This is a genomic window from Micromonospora sp. NPDC005806 (assembly GCF_042871425.1).
Taxonomy (GTDB): domain Bacteria; phylum Actinomycetota; class Actinomycetes; order Mycobacteriales; family Micromonosporaceae; genus Micromonospora.
On record NZ_JBIAIL010000024.1, the window covers coordinates 24651 to 46629 of the forward strand.

Sequence of the window (21979 nt, forward strand, 5' to 3'; positions counted from 1 at the left end):
GGGCGGCCACCGGGTGCCCCGATGAGTGGCTGGGACCGCTGGCGCGAGCCGGCCGAACCGTCCTGGGCCGCCGAACCCACCCACGAGTGGCGCCCGCAGTTCCCGGGGCAGCGCTACCCGGGCGACATCGGCCTCGAGCACCTGACCCCACCCGCCCCGCGCGGCCGGTCCGCCGTGGTCGGCCGGGCCGAGGTGCACCCGGTCAGCCCCGCACCGGGAGACGCCTACCCGGTCAGCCCGGCGGGCCCCGACGACCGGCGCGGCGCGTACCCGGTGAGCCCGGCCGGCCCCGACGAGCGCCGCGGCGGGTACCCGGGCGACCGGCGTGGGCCCGACGAGCCGCATCCCGACGGGCGGCGGGCCTGGGCGGACCGACGCGGCGACCGCGGCCCGGTGCCGCACCCCGGCGACCGGTACGACCAGCGCGACCAGCCCGCGGCCTGGCGGGACGACCGGCACGACCAGCGCTGGGTACGCCCCGAGCCGGCCCGGCGGATGCCGGACGGTGGCCCGCACCGGCCGGTCTCCCCCGCGCCCGAGCCCGGCTGGCTCCCGGAGCCCGACGAGTACCCGCACCGCTCCCAGGCCCGGCCTGAGCAGCGCCGGGGCACGTCCGACGGGCGGTCCACCGCGGCGCCACGTGGCCCGCAGGACCGGCGCGAACCGGGCTTCGACGGCCCGGTCGACCGACGCGAACCGGTGCTCGGCGGGTGGGGTGACCGGCGCGAGCCGGCCTTCGACGGACACGGCGACCGCCGCGAGCCGGGTCGCGACCGCCCGATGGACCGGCGCGAGCAGGGCTTCGACCGGCCGGCGGACCGACGCGAGCCGGCCTTCGACGGACGCCGCGACCGGCGCGAACCCGACCTCGACCGCCGGGCGGACCGGCGTGACCCGGGCTTCGACGGTCCCCTGCCGCACGAGCGCGATCCGCGCCGGGAGGCCGCCGCGCGGGCCGAGGCGTACCGGGAGGCGCCGGACGGCCAGCGCCGCCCCGTGGACCCCTGGCGCCCCGAGCCAGGCCGGTACGGCGACCCGCGCCCCGCCGCCCACGGTCCGGACGAGCGCTGGGACTCCCACCGCCCGGCGGGCGACCCGACGCGCCCGCGCCCCGAGGAGTGGCCCGTCGTCGAGCGGCGGCCGCGAACCGAGCCGGCCGCGTACCGGCCCGACGAGCGGCACCAACCGCCGGTCGCCCCCGGCCGGCCCGGCCCCGACGGACGGCCACCGCGTCCGGCCGACGAGGCGACGACCCGCTACGACGGTGCGCGCCCCGAGACCGGCGGCCCTCGCTTCGACGCTCCCCGCCCCGAGGTCGTCGGCCCCCGGCCCGAGGACCGGTACCGCCCGGAGGAGCGGCCCGGATTCCGCCCGCATCCGGAGGAGCGGCCCACTCGCCCGGCCGAGCCCGGCCCGGCCCGTCCCGGCGACGGTTGGCGACCACCGGTCGAGCCCGCCGCCCGTACCCGGCCCGACGAGCCGCGGCACCGGCCGACGCCGCCCGCCCCGACCCGCCCGGACGCGGGCGTGCCGGTCTCCGGCGTCCCGGTCTCCAGCGCGCCGGTGTCGGGCGGGCCGGTCACCGGGCCGCCGGTGTCGGCGCCACCCGTCTCGGGGCCGCCCGTCTCGGCTCCACCCGTCTCCGGCGGGCCGGTCTCCGGGATGCCCGCGCAGCCGCAGGCCGCTCCGCGCGACCGGTCCGAACCACCGACCGCGCCGGAGGCACCCGTCTCGGCGTCGCCGGCCGCCGGCCTGCGCGTGGACTTCCTGCCTGGTCCCACCGCCGATCCGGAGGGCCCGGCCGGACCTGCCCCGACACCGTCCACCGAGGGGACGAACGCCGCCCACGGTGTCGGCCGGTCCCCGTCCGCTCACGAACGGGCGGCCGCCACCGACCGACCCGCCGAGGACGGGCACGCCCCGGCCCGCGCCGTGGCGCCGTCCGCCGAGCCGGACAAGGCATCGGTCCCGACGCCGGGCGCTTCCTCCGTGACGCCGATGTCCGGGCCGCCCGCGCCGGCCGCCGACGCCGCCCGGCAGCCGGCGGCCGCCGGACCCGCGCCCGCCGTCGCACGACCGATGTCGGCCCCACCCGCATGGGGCCCCGAAGCATCCGCGCAGCCCTCGTCGGGCAGTCCAGCGCCCGCCACCCGGCCGGTCCCGGGACCGCCCGCGGCGGAACGTCCCGCGCCCACCGCGCCGCCCGGCCCGGCGGCGGCCAACCGGATGGCCCCGCCCCCCGTGTACGCACCACCCGCACCGGCACCGACGCCGGAGCGGCCCGGGTCCGGACCGCCGGCCTCGGCCCCCACGTCGCCGGCCGGTTCCGTGCCGGGGCCCGCCGCGGCACCGGCCACCGGTTCCGACCGGGCCGCGCCAGCCACCCCCTCCGGGCCCGAGCCGGCCGCGCCGGATCTTCCGACGGCGGCGACCGTCCGACCGGTGCCGTCCGCACCGGATTCCGCCCCACCCGGTACCCCCGCGTCGGAACTGGCCGGGCAGTCGTCCGCGTCGTCGTCACCACCGGCACCGGCGCCGGCGCGAGCCGACGAGCGCGCGTCGATGCCGCTGGCCGAGACCACCGCGCCATCGCTACAGCCCGGGTCGGCACCGCCGGGCCCGGTCTCCGCACCGCCGGCGCAGACCGCCCCCGTACCGGCTCGACCCGCTCCGCCGGCGGAGAACGTGGCATCGCCCGCGCCGGCGGCACCGGTCTCCGGGCCGCCGGCACCGACCGCGTCCGTGCCGGCACAGGGCTCCGCGTCGCCGGCGGAGAGCGCCACGTCGCCCGGGTCCGCGCCGCCGGCCGCCGAGCCCCCCGAACCGGAGCCGGAGCAGGGCGAGCGACCGGAGGTACGCCCGGCGGACCCGGACCCGGACCCGGAGCAGGCGCTGGCCACGGTCCGGTGGCGGCTGCACCCGGAGACGCTGCGCGAGGAGGCTCCGGACCCGGAGGCGCTGCGCGAGATCCGGGACGGGCTCACCACCAAGCTGGGCAGCGCGTTGGACAACCGCAGCCGAGCCCGGCTGCTGAGCCTGCGGGCGGTGGCGTCGCGGATCCTCGGCGACCTGGACGACGCCCTCGCCGACGCCCGGCTGGCCCTCACGTACGCGGACGCCACCGGCGAGTTGCGGCGCACCGCGCTGGCCCGTGCGCGGCTCGCCGAGGTGCTGCGCTGGCGGGGCGAGTACGCGGAGGCCGACCGGCTCTTCGCGGAGGCCAACTCGCCGGAGCTGCCCGACCGGCTGCGCGCGGCGCTGCACGAGCACGCCGGCCGATGCTGCTACGACCAGGGCCGGATGACCGAGGCGTGCCTGCACCTCGAGCGGGCCCTGGACCTGCGTCAGGGTGACGACGCGGAGCTGAATGCGCGTACGGAGCTGGCGCTGGACGCGGTCGCCGAGCGGGCCGCGACCACCGGTTTCGGACCGAAGCCGCGCGACCGGGAGACGATCCTGGGCGGCGAGCGGTACCCGGTGCCCACGCTCGACGAGGAGCGCGAGCTCTGGGGGTTCGCGGACGCCGAGGGCAACCTGGTGGTCGACCACCGGTACGCCGAGGTGAAGCCCTTCCAGGAGGGGATGGCCTGGGTACGCCTGCCGGAGGCGTCCCGCTGGGCGCTGATCGACACCACCGGCGTGGCACTGATCGAGGCGAACAACGGCTACCGGGCGGTGGGCTCGTTCTCGGAGGGGCTGGCCTGGGTGTCGATGGACGGCAAGGGCCGATGGATGGCGGTCGACCCGACCAACATCGTGAAGATCCCACCGGGCTTCGAGGACGTACGGCCGTTCCGGGGCGGCCTGGCGGCGGTGCGCCAGAACGGCGGCTGGGGCGCGGTCGACCGGAGCGGTCAGGTCGTCGTACCGACCCGGTACCACGGCCTCACCACCGCCCTGGCCGACGGCCGGCAGGTGGACGGCTTCACCGAGGAGGGCCTGGCCGGGGTGGAGCTGGCTGGCCGCCGGGGCGTGGTGGACCGGACCGGCCGGGTGCTGGTCGCGCCGGTGTACTCGGTCCTGATCGTGCACCCGGTCGCCTTCCTGGTCGGCGACGACACGGGCCGCTGGGGCGCGCGGGACCGGCGGGGCCAGCCGCTGATCGACCCGGTGCACCCGAGCCGCGCCGCGGTGGTCGCCGAGATCGAGCAACTGCTCACCGACACCAGCCCGGTGCTCTGACCCGGGGATCACATCCGCGAGACGCCTCGGCGTGACCATGATCGGACGGGACTAGGGTCGAGGCATGGAATTCCGACACCTAGGCCGCTCGGGCCTGATGGTCAGCGAGATCTCATACGGCAACTGGATCACCCACGGTTCGCAGGTCGAGGAGGAGGCGGCGACCGCGTGCGTGCGGGCCGCCCTGGACACCGGCATCACCACGTTCGACACCGCGGACGTGTACGCCGGCACGAAGGCCGAGGAGGTGCTGGGCCGCGCGCTGCAGGGCGAGCGGCGGGAAGGGCTGGAGATCTTCACCAAGGTCTACTGGCCGACCGGCCCGGGCCGGAACGACCGGGGCCTGTCCCGCAAGCACATCATGGAGTCGATCAACGGCTCGCTGCGCCGGCTGCAGACCGACTACGTGGACCTCTACCAGGCCCACCGGTACGACTACAGCACCCCGCTGGAGGAGACGATGGAGGCGTTCGCCGACGTCGTGCACTCCGGCAAGGCGCACTACATCGGGGTCTCCGAGTGGAAGGCGTCGCAGATCCGCGAGGCCCACCAGCTCGCCCGCGAACTGCGTATCCCGCTGGTCTCCAGCCAGCCGCAGTACTCGATGCTGTGGCGGGTCATCGAGGCCGAGGTGATCCCGACCAGCGAGGAGCTGGGCGTCGGCCAGATCGTCTGGTCGCCGATGGCCCAGGGCGTGCTCTCCGGCAAGTACCTGCCGGGCCAGCCGGCGCCGGCCGGGTCCCGGGCCACCGACGAGAAGTCGGGTGCCGGGTTCATCGCCAGGTTCCTGACCGACGAGGTGCTGACCCGGGTGCAGCGGCTCAAGCCCCTCGCGGACCAGGCCGGGCTGACCATGCCGCAGCTGGCCATCGCCTGGGTGCTGCAGAACCCGAACGTCTCCTCGGCGATCGTCGGCGCGTCCCGCCCCGAGCAGGTGCACGACAACGTGAAGGCGGCGGGCGTGAAGCTCGACGCCGACCTGCTCAAGGCCATCGACGAGATCGTCGAGCCGATCACCGAGCGGGACCCGGCGAAGACCGAGTCCCCCGCCCAGCGCCCGTGAGCGCTCCCCGGTCCGGCCGGCGCGGTGGCGCCGGCCGGACCGGGCCGCTCAGCCCTGCCAGAAACGGATCAGGTGCAACCCGGCGACGTACAGCTCCGGGGGCAGGCCCAGCAGGTCCGCGACGCTGAAGATCGCGCCGAAGAACCAGCCGCCGATCCGCGGGTTCCACAGCAGGGCGAAGAGCAGGATGAACCCGAACGGGGCGAACAGGTCGTACATCCGGCGGTACGCCGGGCTGAGCCACGGCTGGATCATGTTGCCGCCGTCCAGGCCGGGCACCGGCAGGAGGTTGAGCACGCTGGCGGTGAGCTGGAGGAACGCCAGCAGGCCCACGCCGGCCCAGAACTCGATCGGCCCGCCGGCGCCGAGCCCGATCCGCAGCGCCACCACCAGGACCAGGGTGAACAGCACGTTGGTGGCCGGGCCGGCCAGGCTGACCAGGGTGTGCCGCAGCCGGCCGGGAATGGCGTGCCGATCCACCCAGACCGCGCCGCCGGGCAGGCCGATGCCGCCGAGCAGCACCACGACCACCGGCAGCACGATGGACAGCAGCGGGTTGGTGTACTTGAGCGGGTTGAGCGTCAGGTAGCCCCGGTGCGCGATGTCCCGGTCCCCGGCCCGGTACGCGACCACCGCGTGCGCGTACTCGTGCAGGCAGAGCGAGACCAGCCAGCCGGAGACCACGAAGAGGAACACGTCGAAGCGGACGTTGCCGAACCCCTGCCAGATCATCACCCCGCTGGTCACGAAGAGCGCGGCCAGGGCGAGGAAGATCGGGCTGGGCCGGAACGCCGCCCGGGGCACCCCGAGCACCAGCGGATCGCCCGGCCGGTCGTAGCCCATCATCATTCCGCCGCGGGCAGCAGGCTCATCCGGTACTCCACCCGGTCGTCCTCGACGAGCGCGACGGAGGTGACGCCGGTCGCCGCGAGCTCCCGCCAGGCCTGGCCGATCCACGACTCGGCGTCCGCCTGGCTGCCGAACGACTCGGCCGGCCCCTCGGCCGACTCGCCGTTCACGCCCTCGTACCGCCAGCTCCACGCCATGCCGCGTCTCCCCTCGCCGCCGTCGTCCCCTGGGACGAAACCTCCGCAAGCGTAGTCGGCCGGGCGCGGAACGGTCCGGCCCCCACGGGCCGGACGGGGCCACCGCTGGATCATGGGCGCGCCGGGCGGCCGGTACGGTGACCCGGTGCTGACTCAAGGAGTGGTGCTCAGCGACCGCTATCTGCTGAGCGAACGCATCGCGACGGGCGGCATGGGTGCCGTCTGGAAATGCACCGACACCCTGTTGGATCGTGCGGTCGCGGTGAAGGTGCTGCTGCCGTCACTGGTCGCCGACCCGGAGTTCACCACCCGATTCCACGCCGAGGCCCGGATGCTGGCCGCGCTGCGCCACCCCGGCATCGTGCAGGTGCACGACTTCGGCTCCGCCACGCTCGCCGACGGCAGCCAGGTCAGCTACCTCGTGATGGAGTACGTCGACGGCGAACCGCTGGTGACCTGGATCCGGCGGGCCGGCCGGCTCGACCCGGCGTCGACCATGTCGGTCGTGGCGCAGGCCGCCCAGGCGCTGCACACCGCCCATCTCGCCGGGATCGTCCACCGCGACGTCAAGCCGGGGAACCTGCTGGTCAAGCGGGACGGCACGGTGGTGCTGGTCGACTTCGGCATCGCCCGGGCCAGCACCATGGCCGGGATCACCGCGGCGCACATGGTGCTCGGCACCGCGTCGTACATGTCGCCGGAGCAGGCCGCCGGCCAGCCCGTCTCGGCCGCCACCGACGTGTACGCGCTCGGCGTGGTCGCGTACTTCTGCCTCGCCGGCCGGCCGCCGTTCGAGGGCGACAACCCGCTCCAGGTGGCCATGCGGCACGTCCAGGACGAGCCGCCGCCGCTCCCGCAGGGCACGCCCCCGGCGGTGGTCGAGGTGGTCCGCCGGTCGCTGGCGAAGCGCGCCGGCGACCGCTACCCGAGCGGGCTCGCCATGGCCGAGGCGGCCCAGGACGCCCGGGACGTCACCCTGGCCCGGCTGCCGGTCCCGCCCCGCCCGCCGTGGGCGGTGGCCGGCCCGGCCGTCCCCGGGCCCGCCGCACTGCCCACGCCCGGCCCGCCGGCCGCTCCCGGCCCGGCCACCCCGTGCCAACCTGGCGGTACGCCGTCCGGCGGCCACCCGCTTCCCGCTTCCGCCGCCAGCCCGGCCCCGGTTTCCGCGGTCGATCGCCCGAGCGGCGCGAATCCCGCGCCCGGCTCCGCCCCTGACGCCCGCGGACCGAGCCCGGTGGGCACCGGCCCGGCCACCGGCGGCAACGTGGCCGGTTCCGGCCCGGCGACCGGCGGCAACGTGGCCGGTTCCGGCCCGGCGACCGGCGGCAACGTGGCCGGTTCCGGCCCGGCGAGCGGCGGCGCCGCGCAGGGCTTCGCGCCCGGCTGGGCCGCCCCGGGCCCGGGTGCCGGCTTCGGTGGCCCGGCCGGGTTCGCCCCGCCACCGGCCGCGCCGTACCCCCAGCCCACCGCCGGCCCGGCCGGGTCGGTCGGCGGCGCCGGCCCGCGCCCCGGCGGGTACGGGCCGGAGCAGGACCGGCACGCCGGTTCCGGGGTGCCGCCGACGCTGGAGGAGTCGGCGGGCCGCCGTCCGGGACGTGGGCGGGTGATCGCCCTGGCCGGCACGGCCGCGGTCGTCCTCGTCGCGGTGGTGATCGCGGTGAGCGTGACGGCGCTGCGCCACTCCGACGACCCCAACCCGGGGCAGCGCCCCGCCGCCCTGGCCGGGGAGTCCGCGGTCGCCGACCCGCCCGGCACCGAGCCGCTGGCCACCGGCGAACCGCCCACCGCCGCACCCAGCCGTACCGGGCGGGACGGGCGGTCGCCGTCGGCCGCGCCGAGCCGCTCGGCGGTGACCACGGGCCCGTCGACCGGCGGGCCGGCGCCGACCGGCGGCAGCACCGGGGCGCCGGGGCCGGCGCCGACGACCAGCTCCGCCGCCCCGCAGCAGCCCAACCCGTACACCGCCAAGCAGGTGTGCGGCAGCGGCTACCAGGTGGTCGACTCGGCGACGCTGACCGCGAACGGGGTCCGCAAGGGCCGGGTCTACCTGCTCTACAACACCACCAGCGGGGCCAACTGCGTGGTCACGATGAAGGACACCGACGTCGGCCGGGCCACCACCGTGTCCACGTACCTGGAGGTGCAGGGGAAGGCCCGGAACACCGACAGCGCGGCGTACAAGTACTACGCCGGGCCGGTGCGGGCCAGCGCCGCCGGCGTCTGCGTGAAGTGGGGCGGGTCGACCGGCGGGGCCAGCTACGGCAGCCCGTTCGAGCACTGCGGTTGACCGGGCCGGGTCATCGGTCGGTCGCCGCCCGGGCCGGCGGGCGGCGACCGGCCGGACGGCCTTAAGGTACGGGCATGTCCGTTGACGGGTGGAACACGCTCCTGGTGCTCGGCGGTATCCGATCCGGCAAGTCCGAGTTCGCGGAATCGCTGGTCGCCGACGCGCCCACGGTCCGGTACGTGGCCACCGCCCCGGATGGGGATCCGGAGGACACCGAGTGGGCGACCCGCCTGGCGGCGCACCGCGCCCGTCGGCCGGGGAGCTGGACCACCGAGGAGACCGCGGCGGATCCGCGCCGGCTGGCCGACGTGATCGCCGGGGCGGAGCCGAACGAGACGCTGCTCGTCGACGATCTGGGCGGCTGGGTGACCGTGCTGCTCGACCCGGCGCACCAGCCCGCCGACGACACCGCCACCATCGCCGAGCTGGCGGCGGCGGTGCGGGCGAGCGCCGCCCGGTTGGTGCTGGTCACCCCCGAGGTGGGGCTCTCCCTGGTGCCGACCACCCCGCTGGGGCGGGCGTTCACCGACGCGCTCGGCGCGACCAACCGTGCGGTCGCCGACGCCTGCGACGCGGTCGTCCTCGTGGTGGCCGGCCAGCCCGCCTGGCTGAAGCCGGCCGGCGCGCCGCCGGTCCCGGGCCAGCCGTCGCCCAGCGCGCTCGCGGCGGCCTCTCCCGCGCTCGACGGCGGCGCCCGGGAGCCGGCCGACGAGACGGTGGCGACGCCGGAGCCCCTGCCCGAGGTGCTGACCCCGGCCGTGCCACCCGCGCCCACCCCCACTGCGGCGGCGCAGGGCACCACCTGGGCCGCCCCGACCATGGCGCTGCCGATGGTCGCCACCGGCCTGGTCATCCAGCCCGGCATGGAACTGCCGATGCCCGACGACTACGCGGGCCCGCAGGCCGTCGACCGGCTCGCCACGCTGGACGTCCCCGGCGCCGGCCTCGGCGTGCTGGAACGGGTGGTCGGCTTCGCCGCCGCCACCCAGGGCACCACGACCCCCGCGCCGTGGGCGTCGATCCGGGTGCTGCTGGTGCACTGCGACCACGCCGGCGGGGCGTCGGCCGGCGCGGTGCCCGGCGAGTCGGCCCGCCGCGCCCGGCAGGCGCGCGCCGGCAAGGGCGCGCTCGCCCGGCTGGCGGCCGAGAGCGGGGCCAGCCTCCAGGTGGTCGAGGCGCCCACGTCCGAGGCCATCGAGGACGGGCCGGCGCTCACCGCCGACCAGGTCGAGGCGGCCCTGCGGTACGGCTGGCGGCTGGCCGAGCAGGCCGCCGACGCGGGCGTACAGCTGCTGGTGCTGGCGGCGTGCGGCGCCGGCACCGAGGCGGCCGCGGCGGCGGTGCTGGCGGCCACGGCCGGCGCGGAACCCCCGGCGGTGCTGGGCCGGGTGGTGACCGCGCACGGCGAGATCGACGACGCGGCCTGGATGGTCCGCTGCGCGGCGGTCCGGGACGCACTGCACCGCACCCGGCGTTCCTCGCGGGAGGCCAAGGACGTGCTGGCGGAGCTGGGCGGCGGCGACGTCGCGGTGGCCACCGGCGTGCTGCTGGGCGCGACCGCCCGGCGGGTCCCGGTGCTGCTGGACGGGCCGGTCGGTGTCGCCGCCGGCATGGTCAGCCGGGACCTGGCCGGGCAGGCCCGGCACTGGTGCCTGCTGCCCGACCACGGCGGGCAGCCCGCGGTGCGGCTCGCCGCCGACGTGCTGGGTCTGACCCCGCTGGTGGACCTGCGGCTCGACCTGGGCGAGGGGACCACCGCGCTGGCCACCCTGCCGCTGCTGCGCTCGGTGCTGTCGCTCGCCGCCACTCTGCCGGTGCACCCGGCGCTGGGCGGCGGCGAGGACGACGAGGACTTCGGCGAGCCCGAGCCGGCGGGACCGGGGCCGACCACCACCGAGCCGGAGTTCGCCGAGCCGGAGTTCAGCGAGCCGGAGCCGGCCGGTCCCGGGCCCGCCACGACCGGGCCGGAGGAGCCGGTCCACCCCGGCCGGCGTGCCGACTGAATCGCGCCTCGTCGCCGGGCTCCGGCTGGCGGTCACCACCTTCACCACGCTGCCGGTGCGGGCCGGCCGGGTCGACCGGGACGTGGCGGGCGCCGCGATGGCGCTCGCCCCGGCGGTCGGGGCGCTGCTCGGTGCCCTGCTCGCCGGAGTGCTGCTGCTGACCGCCGCGCTCACACCGCCGCTGGTCGCGGCCGGCGTCACCGTCGGTGTCGGCGCGCTGCTCACCCGGGGCCTGCACCTGGACGGGCTGGCCGACACGGTGGACGCGCTGGGGTCGTACCGGCGTGGGGCGGCGGCGCTGGAGATCATGAAGAAGCCGGACGTCGGCCCGTTCGGCGTGGTCGCGCTGGTGGTCGTACTGCTGCTCCAGGCGGCGGTGCTCGCGGAGCTGGCCGGGCGGTCCCGACCGGCGGCGCTGGCGGCGGTGGTCGCCGCGGCGGCGGCCGGCCGGCTCGGCGTGGCCCTGGCCTGCCGGCGCGGCGTGCCGGCCGCCCGGCCGGAGGGGCTGGGCGCGCTGGTGGCCGGCACGGTGGGGCCCGGCGCGCTGGTGGCCGGCACGGCGGCCGTGGCGCTGCTGGCCGTGCCGGCGGTGCCGGACCGCCCGTGGCAGGGCCCGCTCGCCGTCCTCGCCGCGCTCGCCGTCGCGGCGGGGCTGCTCCGGCACGTGGTACGGCGGCTCGGCGGGATCACCGGGGACGTGCTCGGGGCCACCGTGGAGATCGTCACCACGCTGTCCTACCTGGGACTGGTGCTGTCCGCCTGAGCGCCACCCGTCCAGGCGGGTAGCGTTCGTGAACGACAGCACCGGCGGTGTCGAGGGGGACGGCATGCTCATCACGGACGACTTCCTGCCCGTACCGGTCCCGGAGTCGCTGGACGCGACCTATCTGGTGCCCATCACCGGGTTGCCGAAGGTCAGCCCCAAGACCGCCGTGGCGGGCCTGGCCGGGCGGCTCGCCGAGCCGGTGCACGGGCTGGCGAAGCAGATGCTGGACAGCCCGCTGATGAGCGTCGACACCCGGCCGATCAGCGAGTTCCCCGAGCTGCCGCCGGACCTGCTCACCGCGTTCGGCGCCACCGAGGACCAGTTGGCCCGGCTGGCCGCCGCCACGCACCTGGTGGTGGTCCAGGCCGAATACCGGCCGGGCTGGCCGCCGGCGCACGAGTGGGCGGCCCGGGCGGTGGCCGCGGCGGTCGCGGAAACGGTCGACGGGGACGTGGTGGACGTCTTCGGCCTGCAGTTCCTCGACCCGGCGGCCGCGCTGCGCTCGCTCCCCGACGAGCAGGGCCGGATCCGGCTGGTCGACTGGGTGCTGGTGCCGTACTCGTCGGACGCCGACGGGCTCTGGTTCACCACCAAGGGGCTGCGCCGGTTCGGGCTGCTGGAGTTGCAGGCCCAGGGGGTGCCGGACCATCTGACCCGGGCCTGGGGCGCGGTGATGACCGGCGCCGCACGGCGGCTGCTGCGGGACTGGACCGAGGGGCTGGCCGGCGAGGAGGTGCCGGCGTTCGTGCAGCTCCCGGTGCTGGCCACGGTGACCGGGCACGACATCGCGGTGGCGTACGGCAATCCGGAGCAGCACGGCGCGACGGCACCGGTCCTGCTGGCGCTGGAGCTGGACCCGGCGACCGACCCGGACGCCGACTCGTTCCTCACCCTGCGTCCGCCGCCGGGCCACCCGGGCCCGCCCGGCCGCTACTTCGCCGCCGCCTGCGCCACCCTGTTCAGCGGCATCCAGCCGGACGTCCGGTACGCCCGCCCGGGCGACGCGATGAGCCGGGCGATCGCCACGGCCCGCGAGGGGCTGGGCGACATCCGCGCCCGCTTCCTCGCCGGCCGGCTCCCCGCCGATACCCAGCTCGTGGTCAAGTACGGGCTGCCCGGCGACGACGGTCCGGAGTTCGTCTGGGCCGGGGTGACCTCGTGGGACGAGGCGGAACGGATCGTCGGCGCCAGCGCCAGCGACGCCGCCAGCGACCCGACGGTGCGGATCGGCGCGCCGGTGGTGGTGGAGGCGTCCGACGTCGTCGACTGGGCCGTCCTCGACGGGTCCGGAGTGCTCGAGGGTGGGTGGACCCAGGCCGTCCTGGACGCCGGCGAGCCGCCCACCGTCGACTGAGCCGGCCTCAGGGCTCGATCAAGGTGCCGGTCCGGGCGGCCCGGGCCAGCCCCCAGGCGTGCAGCGCCGCCAGCACCGGGACGACGCTGCGCCCCTCCTCGGTGAGGTGGTACTCGACGTGCGGGGCCTTCACGGTGCCGAGGTCGTGCCGGGCGACCAGGCCCTCCGCCTCCAGCTCGCGCAGCCGCTGGACGAGCATCTTCTCGCTGACGTCCGGCATCCGGCGACGCAGCTCGCCGTAGCGGTGCACGCCCTCCTTGAGGTGGGCGAGGATCACCGGGCGCCAGCGGCCGCCGATCACGTCGACGGCCACCTCCACCGCACAGTGGTAGCGCCTGGGCACGCGGTCCCCCTACTCACCGGAAAGTGCGTACTTGAGCAAACGCCGGCCCCGGTGTGGGCTGGTGGGCATGATCGTCGAGTACATCAGGTACCGGGTACCGGCCGAACGGCAGGCGGAGTTCGTGCCGGCGTACGCCCGGGCGGCGCGGGCGCTGGACGCCGCGCCCGAGTGCCTCGGCTACGAGCTGAGCCGCTGCGTCGAGGACCCGGCCGCGTACGTCCTGCGGATTCGTTGGGCGTCGGCTGAGGACCACCTCCGGCGCTTCCGCACCGGCCCGCACTTCCCGGCCTTCTTCCGCGAGATCCGCCCCTACGTCAACGACATCGAGGAGATGCGCCACTACACCCCCACCGAGGTGACCTCCGCCTCCTGACCCAGCCGAGTTGATCAAGGAGTTTGCGTCTCCGGAGGGCCGGATCCTGACGCAAACTCCTTGATCAACGCGAAACTCAGCGGACGGAGGGCTGGACGAAGGGGGGTCGGGTCAGGCGCATCTGGGCGCGGCGGCCGCGGATGTCGACCTCGAGGGTCTCGCCGTCGGGGAACTTGGGGTCGGTGTCGATGAGGGCAAGGGCGATGCCCTGCTTCTTCGTCGGGCTGAACGTGCCGCTGGTGACGGTGCCGACCTGCTGGTCGCCGGCGTACACGGCCATGCCTGGGCGCGGGATCGCCCGGTCGACCGCCTCCAGCCCGCGCAGCGTACGCCGCGGACCGGCGGCCTTCTCGGCGAGCAGCACGTCCCGGCCCCAGAAGGCCGGCTTGTCCCAGCCCACCGCCCAGCCGGAGCGGGCCTGCACCGGGGTGATCTCCAGGGAGAGGTCCTGCCCGTGCAGCGGGTACCCCATCTCGGTGCGCAGGGTGTCCCGCGCGGCCAGCCCGCAGGCCCGCAGCTCAAACGCCTCGCCGGCGGCGAAGAGCGCGTCCCAGACGGCCAGCGCGTGCTCGGCCGCGACGACCAGCTCGTAGCCCAGCTCGCCGGTGTAGCCGGTGCGGCACACGGTCAGCTCCACGCCGTCCAGTGAGGCGGCCGAGAAGCTCATGTAGTCGTGTTCGGTGGGCAGGCCGAGCGCGCCGAGCAGCTCCGCCGAGCGCGGCCCCTGCACCGCGAGGACGGCGTACGCCTCGTGCTCGTCGGTGACGTCCACGCCGGCCGGCGCGGCGGCGCGCAGCCGGCGGACCACCTCGGCCGTGTTGGCCGCGTTCGGGACGAGGAAGACGTGGTCGTCCGCGTACAGGTAGGCGATGATGTCGTCCACCACACCGCCGGTGGCGTCGTCGCAGCAGAGCGTGTACTGCGCCTTGCCGGGGCCGATCCGGCCGAGGTCGTTGCTGAGGCAGGCGTTGACGAAGTCGGCGGCGCCCGGCCCGGAGATCCGGGCCTTGCCCAGGTGCGAGACGTCGAAGACGCCCACCCCGGTACGCACCGCCGTGTGCTCCTTGAGCACACCGCCACCGGCGTACTCCAGCGGCATCTCCCAACCCCCGAACGGGGCGAACTTGGCACCGAGCGCGGTGTGTCGCTCGTGCAGGGGGGAACGGCGCAGCCGGGTCGCGGCGGCGGCGGAGGTCACCTCGGTCATGGGTGGCAACTTACCGTCACCTGAGCGCCTGGTTAGCATCGGCGGGACCCGTCGGAGTTGCATCGGCGGGACAGCCACGCGTCCGGCGGGTAGGTTGCCGCCGGAGACCTTCATCGCCGGTACGCCACGACGCGGCCGGCCCGGCCCGCCCGGAGTAGCTTCAGTGACATCGCCCCGCACCACCCTCAGCCTGGTCGACACCGACCCCGCCGAACTCGCCGTCGACGCGATCGTGATCGGCGTGCACAGCCAGACCGCCGAGCAGGAGTCCGGCTCACCCGCCGCCGCCCTGCTGCTGGCCAGCGGCGCCGAGAGCATCGCCGCGGCGTTCGACGGCAAGCTGACCGAGACGCTGGCCCTGCTCGGCGCGACGGGCAGCCCCGGCGAGGTGATCAAGCTGGCCACACTGGGCACGGTCACCGCGCCGGTGGTCGCCGCCGTCGGGCTCGGTCCCGAGCCGACCGGCGCCGCCCCCGCGCCGGAGACCCTGCGCCGGGCCGCCGGCGCGGTGGTGCGCGCCCTGGCCGGCGCGTCGCGCGTCGCGCTCGCCCTGCCGCTGCCCGATGACGCCGACGCCCCGGCCGCGCTGCGCGCGGTCGCCGAGGGCGCGCTGCTCGGCGGCTACCGGTTCGCCGGCTACAAGACCAAGCCGCAGCCGACCCGGCGGGAGCCGGTGGCCGAGGTGCTGGTCGCGGTCCCCGACGCCGCGGACGCGACCGCCACGGCGGAGGTCACCCGGGCCCAGGCGGTGGCCGGCGCGGTGCTGACCAGCCGGGACTGGGTCAACACCGCCCCGAACGAGCTGCGTCCGCCGGCGTTCGCCGAGGCCGTGGCCGCCGCCGCCCGGGAGGCCGGGCTCGGCGTCGAGGTGCTGGACGAGGCGGCGCTGAAGTCGGGTGGCTACGGCGGCATCCTCGCCGTCGGCCAGGGCTCCGAGGCCCCGCCGCGCCTGGTCAAGCTCACCTACACGCCGGAGGGCGGCGGCAGCGGCAAGCGGGTCGCGCTGGTCGGCAAGGGCATCACCTTCGACACCGGCGGCATCTCGATCAAGCCGGCCCAGGGCATGTGGGAGATGAAGTCCGACATGGCCGGCGCGGCGGCGGTCGGCGCGGCCATGCTGGCGGTGGCGGCGCTCAAGCCGTCCGTGGCGGTCACCGGCTACCTGCCGATGGCGGAGAACATGCCGTCGGGCACCAGCTACCGGCCGGGCGACGTGATCAGCATGTACAACGGCAAGAAGGTGGAGGTGCTCAACACCGACGCCGAGGGCCGGATGATCCTGGCCGACGCCGTCGCCCGGGCCTGCGAGGACGGCGCGGACTACCTGTTCGAGACCTCCACGCTGACCGGCGGCCAGGTGATCGCGCTGGGCAAGAAGATCGCCGGCGTGATGGGCACCCCGGAGCTGTGCGAGCGGGTGAAGGCCGCCGGTGAGGCGACCGGCGAGCCGGCCTGGCCGATGCCGCTGCCGGACGACGTGCGCAAGGGCATGGACTCCGAGGTCGCGGACATCTCGCAGGTCAACGCGGTGATGGACCGGGCCGGTCACATGCTCCAGGGCGGGGTGTTCCTGCGCGAGTTCGTCACCGACGACGTGGCCTGGGCGCACATCGACATCGCGGGCCCCGGCTACCACTCCGGCGAGCCGACCGGCTACTGGACCAAGGGCGGCACCGGCGTCCCGGTCCGTACCCTGCTCCACCTGGTCGACGACGTCGCCGCCAACGGCTGACGAGGTCACCGCGACGACGGGGCGCCCCCTTTCCGGGGGCGCCCCGTCCGCGTGTCCGGCTCAGAACAGTTCGGGGCGGCGCTTGCGGCGTTCGTTGTAGTCGCGCATCCGCTGCGGGTAGCCCATCAGGCGGACGTCGTAGATCGGGATGGCGATCCGGTGCGCGAAGCGGCGGGCCTCCTCGGGGCCGCCGATCCGGCGCCGGGTCCACTCGCCGTCGTCGGCGATCAGCATGATCGTGGTCTCGGTGACGGTGGTCCGGGGTTCCAGGTACGCCTCGACCCCCCGCCGGGTGCGGACGAAGTTCTCAAGGTGGTCCAGATCGGCGCGGTCGGCGGCCCGGTCGCGACTCACCGCGCCCGTCCGCTTGCGTCGTCGGAACAGCCCCACCAGACCCACTCCTCCCCCGTACGTCATCGAAGACGGTGCCAAGCGTACGTGTCGGCGACGTGTCGTTGGGCACCTCACTACGCGCCCGGTCCCCGGTGGTGACAAGATGACCGAGGTGGGGTGTGCCTGTTACTCCGCCGTAACCCCCGATGCAGCGACGCGACCTGGGAGTTGGACGTGAGCGAGCCGAACGACGCAACCTTCGACATCGTCATCCTCGGAGGTGGTAGCGGCGGCTACGCGGCGGCGCTGCGTGCCGCCCAACTGGACCTCTCCGTCGCCCTGATCGAGAAGGGCAAGCTCGGGGGCACCTGCCTGCACAACGGCTGCATCCCGACCAAGGCCCTGCTGCACGCCGCCGAGATCGCCGACCAGACCCGCGAGTCGGAGCAGTTCGGCGTCAAGGCCGAGCTGGTCGGAATCGACATGGCCGCCGTCAACTCGTACAAGGACGGCGTGATCGCCCGGCTCTACAAGGGCCTGCAGGGGATGCTCAAGAGCAACAAGGCGATCACCATCGTCGAGGGCCACGGCAAGCTGGTCGGGAAGAACGTCGTCGAGGTGGACGGCAAGCGCTACACCGGCCGCAACATCGTCCTGGCCTCCGGCTCGTACGCAAAGAGCCTGCCCGGCCTGGAGATCGACGGCGAGCGGATCATCACCAGCGACCACGCCCTGGTCATGGACCGGGTCCCGTCCTCGGTGATCGTGCTCGGCGGCGGCGTGATCGGCGTCGAGTTCGCCAGCGTGTGGAAGTCCTTCGGCGTCGACGTGACCATCGTCGAGGCGCTGCCCCGCCTGGTCGCGGCCGAGGACGAGGAGTCCTCGAAGGCGCTGGAGCGGGCCTTCCGCAAGCGGAAGATCAACTTCAAGGTCGGCAAGCCGTTCGAGAAGGTCGAGAAGACCGAGAACGGCGTCAGGCTGACCATCCAGGGCGGCGACACCGTCGAGGCCGAGCTGCTGCTGGTCGCCGTCGGCCGCGGCCCGAACACCGCCAACCTCGGCTACCAGGAGCAGGGCGTCAAGATGGACCGCGGCTTCGTGCTGACCGACGAGCGGCTGCGCACCAGCGTGCCGAACGTCTACGCGGTCGGCGACATCGTGCCCGGCCTGCAGCTCGCGCACCGCGGCTTCCAGCAGGGCATCTTCGTCGCCGAGGAGATCGCCGGCCAGACCCCGGCCGTGATCGACGAGGCCGGCATCCCGCGGGTCACCTACTGCGACCCGGAGCTGGCGTCGGTCGGCCTGACCGAGGCGAAGGCCAAGGAGCAGTACGGCGCCGACAAGATCAAGACCTACAACTACAACCTGGGCGGCAACGGCAAGAGCCAGATCCTCAAGACCGCCGGCCACGTGAAGCTGGTCCGGGTCGAGGACGGCCCGGTGGTCGGCGTGCACATGGTCGGCGCCCGGGTCGGTGAGCTGATCGGCGAGGCGCAGCTCATCTACAACTGGGAGGCGTACCCGGCGGAGGTGGCGCAGCTCATCCACGCCCACCCGTCGCAGACCGAGGCCCTGGGCGAGGCGCACCTGGCCCTCGCCGGCAAGCCGCTGCACGCGCACGCCTGACCACGACAACCGCGGCGTCCGGCGACGGGCGATGATCCCACCAGGGGAATGAAGGAGTCTGGAGAACATGCCGGTATCGGTCACCATGCCCCGGCTCGGCGAGAGCGTCACCGAGGGCACCGTCACGCGCTGGCTCAAGCAGGAGGGCGACACCGTCGAGGTCGACGAGCCGCTGCTCGAGGTGTCCACCGACAAGGTGGACACCGAGATCCCGTCGCCTGCGGCGGGCGTGCTGAGCCGGATCGTGGTCGGCGAGGACGAGACCGCCGAGGTCGGCAGCGAGCTGGCGATCATCGCCGGTGCGGGCGAGGCGGCCGGCGCCGCCGCCCCGGCGGAGCCGGCCGCGGTGGCCGTCGCCGAGCCGCAGGCCGCGGCGGAGCAGGCCGCGGCGGCCGTCGCCGAGCCGCAGGCCGAGGCGGAGCAGCCGGCCGTCGAGGAGCCCACTCCGGCCGCCCCGGCGCCGTCAGGCGAGGGCACCCCGGTCAAGATGCCGGCCCTGGGCGAGAGCGTCACCGAGGGTACGGTCACCCGCTGGCTCAAGCAGGTCGGCGAGACCGTCGAGGTGGACGAGCCGCTGCTGGAGGTCTCCACCGACAAGGTCGACACCGAGATCCCGTCGCCGGTCGCCGGCACGCTGCTGGAGATCAAGGTCGCCGAGGACGAGACCGCCGAGGTCGGCGGCGTCCTGGCGATCGTCGGGGCGGCCGGCGCCGCGCCGGCCCAGCCGCAGCCGGCGCCGAAGCCGGAGCCCAAGGTCGAGGCGAAGCCGGCGCCGCAGCCCGCCCCGGCCCCGGCCCCCGCGCCCAAGGTGGAGGAGCCGACCCCGGGCGTGTCGTACGGCCAGCCGGTCGCCGAGGCCGAGCAGGCCGCCGAGCCGGTCAAGGTCGAGCAGGCCGCCCAGCCGGCCGCGCCGACCCCCACGCCGGCGCGCCCGACCGTCCCGGCCCAGGCCGGCGGCGAGGAGGCCGCCGGCTACGTCACCCCGCTGGTGCGCAAGCTGGCCGCCGAGCACGGCGTCAACCTCTCGTCGGTCAACGGCACGGGCGTCGGCGGGCGGATCCGTAAGCAGGACGTGCTGGAGGCGGCCGAGCAGGCGAAGGCCACCAAGGCCGCGCCGGCCGCGCAGCCGGCTCCCGCCGCCGCGGCGCCGGCCCCGGCCAAGCCGGCCGCGAAGCCGCAGCCGAGCACGAAGCGGGGCACCACCGAGAAGCTGCCCCGGATCCGCGCGGCCATCGCCAAGCGGATGCTGGAGTCGCTGCACGAGATGGCGCAGCTCACCACGGTGATCGAGGTGGACGTCACCAAGATCGCCAAGCTGCGGGCCCAGGCGAAGGACTCCTTCCAGCAGCGGCACGGCGTGAAGCTGTCCTTCCTGCCGTTCTTCGCCCTGGCCGCGGTCGAGGCGCTGCAGGCGTACCCGATCGTCAACGCCGGGATGGACCTGGCGGCCGGGACGATCACCTACCCGGACGCGGAGCACCTCGGCATCGCCGTGGACACCGAGCGCGGGCTGCTGGTGCCGGTCATCCACAACGCCGGCGACCTCAACCTGGGCGGCATCGCCAAGCGGGTCGCCGACCTGGCCGAGCGCACCCGGACCAACAAGATCAGCCCGGACGAGATCGCCGGGGCGACGTTCACGCTGACCAACACCGGCAGCCGGGGCGCGCTGTTCGACACCCCGATCGTGCCGTCGCCGCAGTCGGCGATGCTCGGCACGGGTGCCGTGGTGAAGCGCCCGGTCGTGGTCAACGACCCGGAGCTGGGCGAGGTCGTCGCGGTCCGCTCGATGGTCTACCTGGCCCTGTCGTACGACCACCGGCTGATCGACGGCGCGGATGCGGCCCGCTTCCTCGTCGCGGTCAAGGAGCGGCTGGAGGCCGGCAACTTCGAGGGCGAGCTCGGGCTCTGACCTCCTGACGGAAAGGGGGCGCGCGGCACACGCCGCGCGCCCCCTTCGTCGTTGACCGGGCTCAGCCGCGCAGGTGCTCCTCGGAGACCGCCCAGAGCCGCTCGGCGGCCTCCGGGTCCCGGGCGTACGGGGCGTAGCCGGTGCGGGTGCCGGGCTGGTTCGGCCCGGCCTCCTGGCAGTCCTCGAAGTACCGGCCGCCGACGCCGTCGAGCAGCGGCGAGGTGGCGACCAGCACCGACGTGGCCGCCCCCTGCTCGGTGTTCTTCCAGCTCGGTGTGGTTCCCCCGCCGCTCTCCGCCCGCAGCCGGGCCAGGTCCTCGTCGGTGACGTAGCGCTGGAGGTTCGTCCGGATGGCGCCCGGCATGAGCGCGTTGGTGAAGATGCCGTCGTCGGCCCAGCGCCGGGTGGCGTCCACGGCGAACAGCACGTTCGCCGTCTTGGACTGCCCGTACGCCGCCCACGGGTCGTACGGCCGCTGGCGGAAGTGGATGTCCTCGAAGACCACCGGCGAGCGCAGGTGGGCCGAGGAGCTGACCGAGACGATCCGGGCGCCGCCCTCGGCCGCGGCGAGGGCCCGGTGCAGCCCGGTGGCCAGGGCGAAGTGCCCGAGGTGGTTGGTGGCGAACTGCATCTCCCAGCCCTGCTCGGTGCGCATCTCGGGCGAGGCCATGATGCCGGCGTTGTTGATCAGGATGTGCAGCGGCCCGTCCCAGGTACGCAGGAACGCGGCCACCGACTCCAGGTCGGCGAGGTCGAGCGGGGCGACGAGGACATGCTCGTTGCCGGTCGTGCCGGTGATGTCGGTGGCGGCCCGCTGGCCGGCCTCGACGTTACGGACGGCGAGGGTCACGTCGGCCCCGGCGGCGGCGAGCGCGCGGGCGGTCTCCACCCCGATGCCGGAGGCGCCGCCGGTGACGACGGCCCGCCGGCCGGTCAGATTCATTTCGTGGACCACCTCCATGGCGGTGGTCTCGGCCGAGAACGGGGTGCTGACGGGTGTGCTGGTGGTCATGATCCATCCTTGTCGGTTCGGCACGGACCGGTCGTCCCGCCGGTACGATGAGAAGCGGAGGATCCTCCGTTACGTGCTGAGCCTAACCGGAGGATCCTCCGGTTGCCCATCGGTCGACCGCGCCAGCCGACGGACGCCCCGAGGAGGAGACGTGCCCGACCGACCACTGCGCGCCGACGCGCTGCGCAACCGGCAGCGGCTGTTGGACGCCGCGGTAGGCGCGTTTTCCCAGGTGGGGGCCGATGTAACGCTCGAGCGCATCGCCAAGGAGGCGGGGGTCGGCATCGGCACCCTCTACCGCCACTTCCCCACCCGCGAGGCGCTCGTGGAGGCCGCGTACCGCAACGAGCTGGCCAGGCTCTGCGACGCGGTGCCGGACCTGCTCGCCACCCGCCCGCCCGACCAGGCGGTCCGTGCCTGGATGGACCGCTTCGTCGACTACCTCTCCACCAAGCGGGGCATGGCCGACGCGCTGCGGCTGGCCATCGCCTCCGGCGCCAACCCGTACGCCCACAGCCGGGACCGCCTGCTCGAGGCGCTCGGCCGGCTGCTGACCGCCGGCGCCGCCGCCGGCACCGTACGCGCCGACGTGGCCCCCGCCGACGTGCTGGCCGGTCTCAGCGGGGTCTCCCTGGTGGCCGGCGATCCGGCTCAGCGAGAGCAGGCCGGCCGCCTGCTGGACCTGCTGATGGACGGCCTGCGTCACCGCCCCGACTGAGCCGAATCCGACCCGGCGGCCA

General features: G+C 75.4%; 17 protein-coding genes. 11 read left to right on the forward strand and 6 right to left on the reverse strand.

The features are described from left to right. Nucleotides 1–21 precede the first annotated feature (21 nt). Together ACFYOS_RS23115 and ACFYOS_RS23120 are read left to right on the forward strand one after the other, a co-directional pair. Nucleotides 22–4182 carry a WG repeat-containing protein gene (locus ACFYOS_RS23115; protein ID WP_387145160.1) on the forward strand — a complete coding sequence of 1387 codons (4161 nt, stop codon included), beginning with the start codon at nt 22–24 and terminating at the stop codon, nt 4180–4182. Between the two features lie 64 nt (nt 4183–4246). Then, entirely contained in the window at nt 4247–5245 is a 999-nt protein-coding gene (locus ACFYOS_RS23120) for an aldo/keto reductase family protein (protein WP_387145163.1), read from the forward strand. Between the two features lie 48 nt (nt 5246–5293). On the opposite strand, the gene ACFYOS_RS23125 is transcribed toward ACFYOS_RS23120, so the two are convergent. Further along, a complete protein-coding gene (locus ACFYOS_RS23125) occupies nt 5294–6091 on the reverse strand; it encodes a site-2 protease family protein (protein ID WP_387145165.1) in 798 nt (265 codons plus the stop codon). Next, complete coding sequence (locus tag ACFYOS_RS23130; protein ID WP_387145167.1) at nt 6091–6291, reverse strand: hypothetical protein; 201 nt, start codon at nt 6289–6291, stop codon at nt 6091–6093. The genes ACFYOS_RS23125 and ACFYOS_RS23130 overlap by 1 nt, the downstream gene beginning before the upstream one ends. 145 nt (nt 6292–6436) lie before the next feature. Between ACFYOS_RS23130 and ACFYOS_RS23135 the strand changes: the two genes are divergently transcribed. From ACFYOS_RS23135 to ACFYOS_RS23150, 4 genes are all read left to right on the forward strand, one after another. Further along, nucleotides 6437–8578 (forward strand): protein kinase, encoded by a 2142-nt coding sequence (locus ACFYOS_RS23135; protein ID WP_387145170.1) that lies wholly within the window; start codon nt 6437–6439, stop codon nt 8576–8578. 74 nt (nt 8579–8652) lie between these two features. After that, nucleotides 8653–10581: a bifunctional adenosylcobinamide kinase/adenosylcobinamide-phosphate guanylyltransferase gene (locus ACFYOS_RS23140; protein WP_387145173.1), complete on the forward strand. Its 1929-nt coding sequence runs from the start codon at nt 8653–8655 to the stop codon at nt 10579–10581. Beyond that, nucleotides 10571–11344, forward strand: a complete 774-nt coding sequence (gene cobS, locus ACFYOS_RS23145; RefSeq protein WP_387145176.1) for an adenosylcobinamide-GDP ribazoletransferase — start codon at nt 10571–10573, stop codon at nt 11342–11344. The genes ACFYOS_RS23140 and cobS overlap by 11 nt, the downstream gene beginning before the upstream one ends. Before the next feature lie 64 nt (nt 11345–11408). Beyond that, on the forward strand, nt 11409–12701 hold the full coding sequence (locus ACFYOS_RS23150; RefSeq protein WP_387145374.1) for a DUF2314 domain-containing protein: 1293 nt from the start codon (nt 11409–11411) through the stop codon (nt 12699–12701). A gap of 7 nt (nt 12702–12708) precedes the next feature. Here ACFYOS_RS23150 and ACFYOS_RS23155 read toward each other — a convergent pair whose 3' ends face one another. Then, on the reverse strand, nt 12709–13044 hold the full coding sequence (locus ACFYOS_RS23155) for a winged helix-turn-helix transcriptional regulator (RefSeq protein ID WP_387145179.1): 336 nt from the start codon (nt 13042–13044) through the stop codon (nt 12709–12711). 67 nt (nt 13045–13111) lie between these two features. Here ACFYOS_RS23155 and ACFYOS_RS23160 point away from each other — a divergent pair, with 67 nt between their 5' ends. Continuing rightward, the gene (locus ACFYOS_RS23160; protein ID WP_387145182.1) at nt 13112–13417 is read left to right on the forward strand and encodes a putative quinol monooxygenase; all 306 of its coding nucleotides are present in this window, start codon (nt 13112–13114) and stop codon (nt 13415–13417) included. Nucleotides 13418–13493: 76 nt separating this feature from the next. Here the strand turns inward: ACFYOS_RS23160 and gcvT are convergent, their stop codons facing one another. Further along, nucleotides 13494–14624, reverse strand: a complete 1131-nt coding sequence (gene gcvT / locus ACFYOS_RS23165) for a glycine cleavage system aminomethyltransferase GcvT (RefSeq protein ID WP_387145185.1) — start codon at nt 14622–14624, stop codon at nt 13494–13496. Nucleotides 14625–14787: 163 nt separating this feature from the next. Between gcvT and ACFYOS_RS23170 the strand changes: the two genes are divergently transcribed. Next, complete coding sequence (locus ACFYOS_RS23170) at nt 14788–16356, forward strand: leucyl aminopeptidase (protein WP_387145188.1); 1569 nt, start codon at nt 14788–14790, stop codon at nt 16354–16356. Nucleotides 16357–16416: 60 nt separating this feature from the next. Here the strand turns inward: ACFYOS_RS23170 and ACFYOS_RS23175 are convergent, their stop codons facing one another. Then, on the reverse strand, nt 16417–16746 hold the full coding sequence (locus tag ACFYOS_RS23175; RefSeq protein ID WP_387145191.1) for a hypothetical protein: 330 nt from the start codon (nt 16744–16746) through the stop codon (nt 16417–16419). A gap of 177 nt (nt 16747–16923) precedes the next feature. On the opposite strand from ACFYOS_RS23175, the gene lpdA reads away from it, so the two are divergent. Both lpdA and sucB read left to right on the forward strand, forming a co-directional pair. Beyond that, nucleotides 16924–18315 carry a dihydrolipoyl dehydrogenase gene (lpdA, locus tag ACFYOS_RS23180; protein ID WP_387145194.1) on the forward strand — a complete coding sequence of 464 codons (1392 nt, stop codon included), beginning with the start codon at nt 16924–16926 and terminating at the stop codon, nt 18313–18315. Nucleotides 18316–18382: 67 nt separating this feature from the next. After that, nucleotides 18383–20227 carry a 2-oxoglutarate dehydrogenase, E2 component, dihydrolipoamide succinyltransferase gene (sucB, locus tag ACFYOS_RS23185; RefSeq protein ID WP_387145198.1) on the forward strand — a complete coding sequence of 615 codons (1845 nt, stop codon included), beginning with the start codon at nt 18383–18385 and terminating at the stop codon, nt 20225–20227. 61 nt (nt 20228–20288) lie between these two features. Here the strand turns inward: sucB and ACFYOS_RS23190 are convergent, their stop codons facing one another. Then, nucleotides 20289–21239: an SDR family NAD(P)-dependent oxidoreductase gene (locus ACFYOS_RS23190; RefSeq protein ID WP_387145201.1), complete on the reverse strand. Its 951-nt coding sequence runs from the start codon at nt 21237–21239 to the stop codon at nt 20289–20291. 151 nt (nt 21240–21390) lie between these two features. On the opposite strand from ACFYOS_RS23190, the gene ACFYOS_RS23195 reads away from it, so the two are divergent. After that, the gene (locus ACFYOS_RS23195) at nt 21391–21957 is read left to right on the forward strand and encodes a TetR/AcrR family transcriptional regulator (RefSeq protein WP_387145204.1); all 567 of its coding nucleotides are present in this window, start codon (nt 21391–21393) and stop codon (nt 21955–21957) included. Nucleotides 21958–21979: the final 22 nt, after the last annotated feature.

Excerpts from the sequence above, each read along its gene's own strand:
- ACFYOS_RS23120 (WP_387145163.1), top strand. The coding sequence starts at position 4,247 with ATGGAATTCCGACACCTAGGCCGCTCGGGCCTGATGGTCAGCGAGATC.
- ACFYOS_RS23150 (WP_387145374.1), top strand. The coding sequence starts at position 11,409 with ATGCTCATCACGGACGACTTCCTGCCCGTACCGGTCCCGGAGTCGCTG.
- ACFYOS_RS23115 (WP_387145160.1), top strand. The coding sequence starts at position 22 with ATGAGTGGCTGGGACCGCTGGCGCGAGCCGGCCGAACCGTCCTGGGCC.
- gcvT (WP_387145185.1), bottom strand. The coding sequence starts at position 14,624 with ATGACCGAGGTGACCTCCGCCGCCGCCGCGACCCGGCTGCGCCGTTCC.
- ACFYOS_RS23130 (WP_387145167.1), bottom strand. The coding sequence starts at position 6,291 with ATGGCGTGGAGCTGGCGGTACGAGGGCGTGAACGGCGAGTCGGCCGAG.
- ACFYOS_RS23140 (WP_387145173.1), top strand. The coding sequence starts at position 8,653 with ATGTCCGTTGACGGGTGGAACACGCTCCTGGTGCTCGGCGGTATCCGA.
- ACFYOS_RS23190 (WP_387145201.1), bottom strand. The coding sequence starts at position 21,239 with ATGACCACCAGCACACCCGTCAGCACCCCGTTCTCGGCCGAGACCACC.
- sucB (WP_387145198.1), top strand. The coding sequence starts at position 18,383 with ATGCCGGTATCGGTCACCATGCCCCGGCTCGGCGAGAGCGTCACCGAG.
- ACFYOS_RS23160 (WP_387145182.1), top strand. The coding sequence starts at position 13,112 with ATGATCGTCGAGTACATCAGGTACCGGGTACCGGCCGAACGGCAGGCG.
- ACFYOS_RS23125 (WP_387145165.1), bottom strand. The coding sequence starts at position 6,091 with ATGATGGGCTACGACCGGCCGGGCGATCCGCTGGTGCTCGGGGTGCCC.